The sequence below is a fragment of the Mycobacterium sp. TH-M82 genome (assembly GCF_057473605.1).
In genome coordinates this window covers 1-4120 of the sequence record NZ_JBYCKY010000575.1, presented here as the reverse complement: position 1 = coordinate 4120, position 4120 = coordinate 1, and the positions used below count along the sequence as shown (strand labels likewise).

Genomic DNA, 4120 nt, shown 5'->3' with positions numbered 1-4120 from the left:
CGGGGTCGGTGTGCTCAGCGCCCGCCAATCCCACCCCCCGGTGCGGGTCCAGATCGACCCGCTGCACATCGGATAACTGATGGCGGCGGTTTACCTGCGAACAACAAGCCCCCGTGATCCATTGCGGCTTGATGCCGATGGCTGCGGTGCCGGACCTGTCGACACCCGGTTCACCCGAAGATTCAGGCGGCCTCGATTCGGATTGTCAGCCGGCCTCCGCGCGCGCGGGCGAGACGTTCAAGCAGATCCACGGTCGGTGTACGAGCGCCCGCTTCGATCGCGGCGATGGCCGACTGTGTTGTTCCCATTCGCCGTGCCAGTTCAGTCTGCGTTAGCCCGGCGGCCCGGCTGCCCGAGTGCGCCGAGCTGCTCGGCCCGGTGCAGTTACCGGCTGGGGCAGCCCCGTTTAACGCTTAACACGAATTGGAGCATTCACGTACCCTTTTGCGGGTGCGGTCGAACCGATCGCCCCTGCCGGTGAGCGCGGGCAGCGGCCGGCCGCGGGAGCGGGGCGCGCAATGAGCGGAGGTGACCCAACTAGGTGGCATCGCCTTCGGGACCACCTTCGGCACCGGTGCAACCGGCTCGCCATCTGTCGGTGTTTCTGGCGCTGCTCATCGCTGTCTACCTGCTGGTATTTCTGACCGGAGACAAGCAGGCCCAGCCCAAGCTCGGCATCGACCTGCAGGGCGGCACCCGAGTCACCCTGACCGCGCGCACGCCCGACGGTTCCGCACCCACCCGCGACGCGCTCATCGAGGCACAGCAGATCATCAGCGCGCGGGTCAACGGCCTCGGGGTGTCCGGCTCGGAGGTCGTCGTCGACGGCGACAACCTGGTCATCACGGCGCCCGGCAGTGACGGTGACGAGGTTCGCGCCCTGGGTCGGACGGCGCGGCTCTACATCCGCCCGGTGATCAACGCGATACCCGCGCACGAGGCGCCTGAGCCCGGCGCCGGGCCGCCCGGACTGCCGGGCCGGCCAAGGGTCCCGGGGCTGCCGGTGCGGCCCGGGCTGCCGGCAGGCCCCGGACAGCCGATACCCGGTCAGCCGGGCGTCCCGGGGCTGCCGATTCCCGAACCGGGACAGCCCGGCACGGCCGATCACGGCCCGGTGGGGGAGCCTGTCCCGCAGCCGATGGCACCGCCGGCGCAGCCGCGTCCCTACCCGCAGGAGCCCGTCCCGACCCCGACACCGGCCACCCCGACCGCGCCCACCCCGGCAGAGCCCGCCCCGGGTGCACCCGCTCCGGCGGGGCCCGCCTCGAAGGGCACTTCCGCCCCCGGGCAGCGCGGCCAGCGGCCGGACCTTGCCGCCCGCATCGAAGCGGAGAAGAAGTTACGGCAGAGCAACAACAAGCTGATGCAGGCTTTCGCCCTGCAAATCCAGGCCACCCGCTGCGACCAGAACGACATCCTGGCTGGCAACGACGACCCGGATATGCCGCTGGTGACGTGTTCCCAGGACCATAAGTTCGCCTACGTGCTGGCCCCGTCGATCATCAGCGGTGACCAGATCGCCGACGCCAGCTCCGGCCTGGACCAGCGGCGGGGTGGCTACATCGTTCAGCTGCAGTTCAAAAGCGCCGCCGCCAACATCTGGGCTGACTACACCGCGAACCACATCGGCACCCAGACCGCGTTCACGCTGGACTCGCAGGTGGTCAGCGCGCCAAAGATCGAGGGGGCCATCACCGGTGGCCGGACCCTGATCCACGGCAACTTCACCTTCGCCGCCGCGCGCCAGCTGGCCAACGTGTTGAAGTACGGGTCGCTGCCGCTGTCTTTCGAGTCCTCGCAAGCCGAAACAGTTTCGGCCACACTGGGATTGTCATCACTGAAGGCCGGCCTGATCGCCGGTGCGATCGGCCTGGCGCTGGTGCTGGTGTACTCGCTGCTCTACTACCGGGTGCTGGGTTTGCTCACCGCGCTGTCGTTGATCGCCACCTTCACGATGGTCTACGGCATCCTGGTGCTGCTGGGCAGGTATATCAACTACACCCTGGATCTGGCCGGCATCGCTGGTCTGATCATCGGCATCGGCACCACCGCTGACTCGTTCGTGGTGTTCTTCGAACGCATCAAAGACGAGATCCGCGAATACCGTTCGTTCCACGCGTCGGTGCCCCGCGGCTGGGCGCGCGCCCGCAAGACGATCATCTCTGGCAATGCCGTCACCTTTTTGGCCGCCGCGGTGCTGTACGTCCTGGCGGTGGGCCAGGTGAAGGGGTTCGCGTTCACCCTGGGGCTGACCACCATCCTTGACCTGGTGGTGGTTTTCCTGGTGACTTGGCCGCTGGTGTACCTGGCCTCCATGTCGCCGACAATGGCCAAACCGGCGTTCAACGGCCTCGGGGCCGTACAGGAGGTGGCGCGCGAGCGGCGGGCGATGGCTCAATCCGGGGCGCAGGTGACGGCTCAGTCGACGGGACGGGGATAGCCAGATGACATCTTGTCGGCGATGTCGCTGAGCTTGTGGTGGTGGTGGTGGTCGCCGTCGATGCTCAGCCGAGGGTGGTGTCGGGCGGGACCTGTCGGGCGAGCTGCGGCTGGGCGGTGACCGCCTCGCGGATCAGGTCTTTTCCGGACTCGTCGCCGGCTTTGTACAGCAGCACGCCGAGGTTGAACCGTGCGACGGCGTTATCCGGCTGGACTGCTATAAGGCGGCGGGACAGGTCGATCGCGGCGGCTGGATCGGTTTCGGCTTTGAGCTCCGCGAGGTTGTGGAGGGCGGGGGCGAAGTTCGGGTTCAAGCGCAAAGCGGTACGGTATTCGGATTCGGCTTGCTCGGGCTGGCCCCACGTTTGCCAGATGTGGCCGATGTCGAAGTGGGCGGATTTGCTCTGCCCGTTTCGGGCGATCGCCTCCTGGTAGTAGTCGAATGCTTCGTTGGTGTCACCGGCTTTTTCCGCCTCGATGCCGGAAGCGACCAGTTGCTTGGCCGACCCCATCATCAGGGACGGGAACTGCGTGGGCGGTGGCGTGTGCCCGTCGTGCCGGTACACGACGACACTGTTGGTGTGCCCAATCTAGGTGAAGTTCGCCGCGTACCACCGGAACAGTTCGGGTATCCACGGCACGAATGTGCTGTAGGGCGTGACGAAAGCGACGTAGGCGGAGCGGTTGAGTTTCGCGGCGAAATCGGCGACGAAGGGCACCGGGAAGATCCCCCGGTAGGGGCGGTGCGGCGGGGTGTGTGCCACCCATTCCCCGAACGGGTCGATCATCTGCGGACAACCCGGGTCGGTCGCGGTGAACCGGTCGGCGACGATGGCGATGGTCGTATAGTCCACGATCAGGCACGCTCACGGCGGCACGGCGTCACGCACGGCATCGGCCACGCCGAAGGAACCGTTCATTTCCGCGCGGGCGTGACGGGTGTCTTCGGCGAACGCGACGGCGCACGCTACGCCGACGACGACCAGCAACGCGGCAGGCGGCACCCATACGATCGGAGTGAGTGCCACCAACAATCCCGCGGTCATTGCGATCCACGCGAACGGCAAGTAGCTGTAGGTCCAGTAAAACTGGCCGGTCGAAAACACCGCTGCCGTCATCGCGACGACGCCGGCGATCACGCACCAATCGCACGCGTCCAGATCGCGGTGGCGGCGAGCGATCCGATACGCGACGCACACCACAAACATCGCGGTGACGGCGATGACGAGGTAGTCGGGGACATGCACCGTTTCCACGGCATCGGCGCCGGTGAGCTTGCGCAGCTTGTAGAGCGCGGGTGCCCGGCCGCCCTCGTGGCGCTGGATCTGCAGGAGGAAGACGTCCGAGATGAACGCACCGGGAGCAGCCAGGAAAAACGGCAGACACACGGCGCCGAAGACGCTAGCGGCGCCAGCTGTTAGAACAGCCAGGGCTCTGCGGGAACGCACGGCCAATACCAGCATCACGGCGGCCGCGACGGATGCGGCCCACAGCTTGACGCTGCACGCAAATCCGAGCGCCAACCCCGCAGCCAGCACAGCGGCGGTCGTCGGCTGGCTGCAGCGGGGACGGCCCGCGGGGTCAGATTGCGGTGATGCAGAGTACTTCGTCGAGGCTGGCGGTGTGTAGTTCGGCGGCGGTCGCCCGCCGCGCGAGTTCGGCGAGCGGATTCGGGTCGGTG

4 protein-coding genes and 1 pseudogene are annotated in these 4120 nt (G+C 67.3%); 1 reads left to right on the top strand and 4 read right to left on the bottom strand.

The genetic code is table 11. From position 1 onward, the window contains the following. Positions 1-182: 182 nt before the first annotated feature. Positions 183-332 (bottom strand): annotated as a pseudogene (locus tag AC2VON_RS17370) (helix-turn-helix transcriptional regulator); the annotation flags it as partial. 209 nt (positions 333-541) lie between these two features. Here AC2VON_RS17370 and secD point away from each other — a divergent pair. Beyond that, a complete protein-coding gene (secD, locus tag AC2VON_RS17365; protein ID WP_486954062.1) occupies positions 542-2440 on the top strand; it encodes a protein translocase subunit SecD in 1899 nt (632 codons plus the stop codon). A gap of 64 nt (positions 2441-2504) precedes the next feature. On the opposite strand, the gene AC2VON_RS17360 is transcribed toward secD, so the two are convergent. From AC2VON_RS17360 to AC2VON_RS17350, 3 genes are read right to left on the bottom strand one after another with little or no spacing between them, the layout of a single operon-like run. Next, positions 2505-3005, bottom strand: coding sequence for a tetratricopeptide repeat protein (locus AC2VON_RS17360; RefSeq protein ID WP_486954061.1), 501 nt, complete (start codon positions 3003-3005; stop codon positions 2505-2507). Between the two features lie 24 nt (positions 3006-3029). Further along, the gene (locus tag AC2VON_RS17355; protein WP_486954060.1) at positions 3030-3293 is read right to left on the bottom strand and encodes a hypothetical protein; all 264 of its coding nucleotides are present in this window, start codon (positions 3291-3293) and stop codon (positions 3030-3032) included. Positions 3294-3305: 12 nt separating this feature from the next. Next, positions 3306-3827: a hypothetical protein gene (locus AC2VON_RS17350; protein WP_486954059.1), complete on the bottom strand. Its 522-nt coding sequence runs from the start codon at positions 3825-3827 to the stop codon at positions 3306-3308. Between the last annotated feature and the right edge of the window lie 293 nt (positions 3828-4120).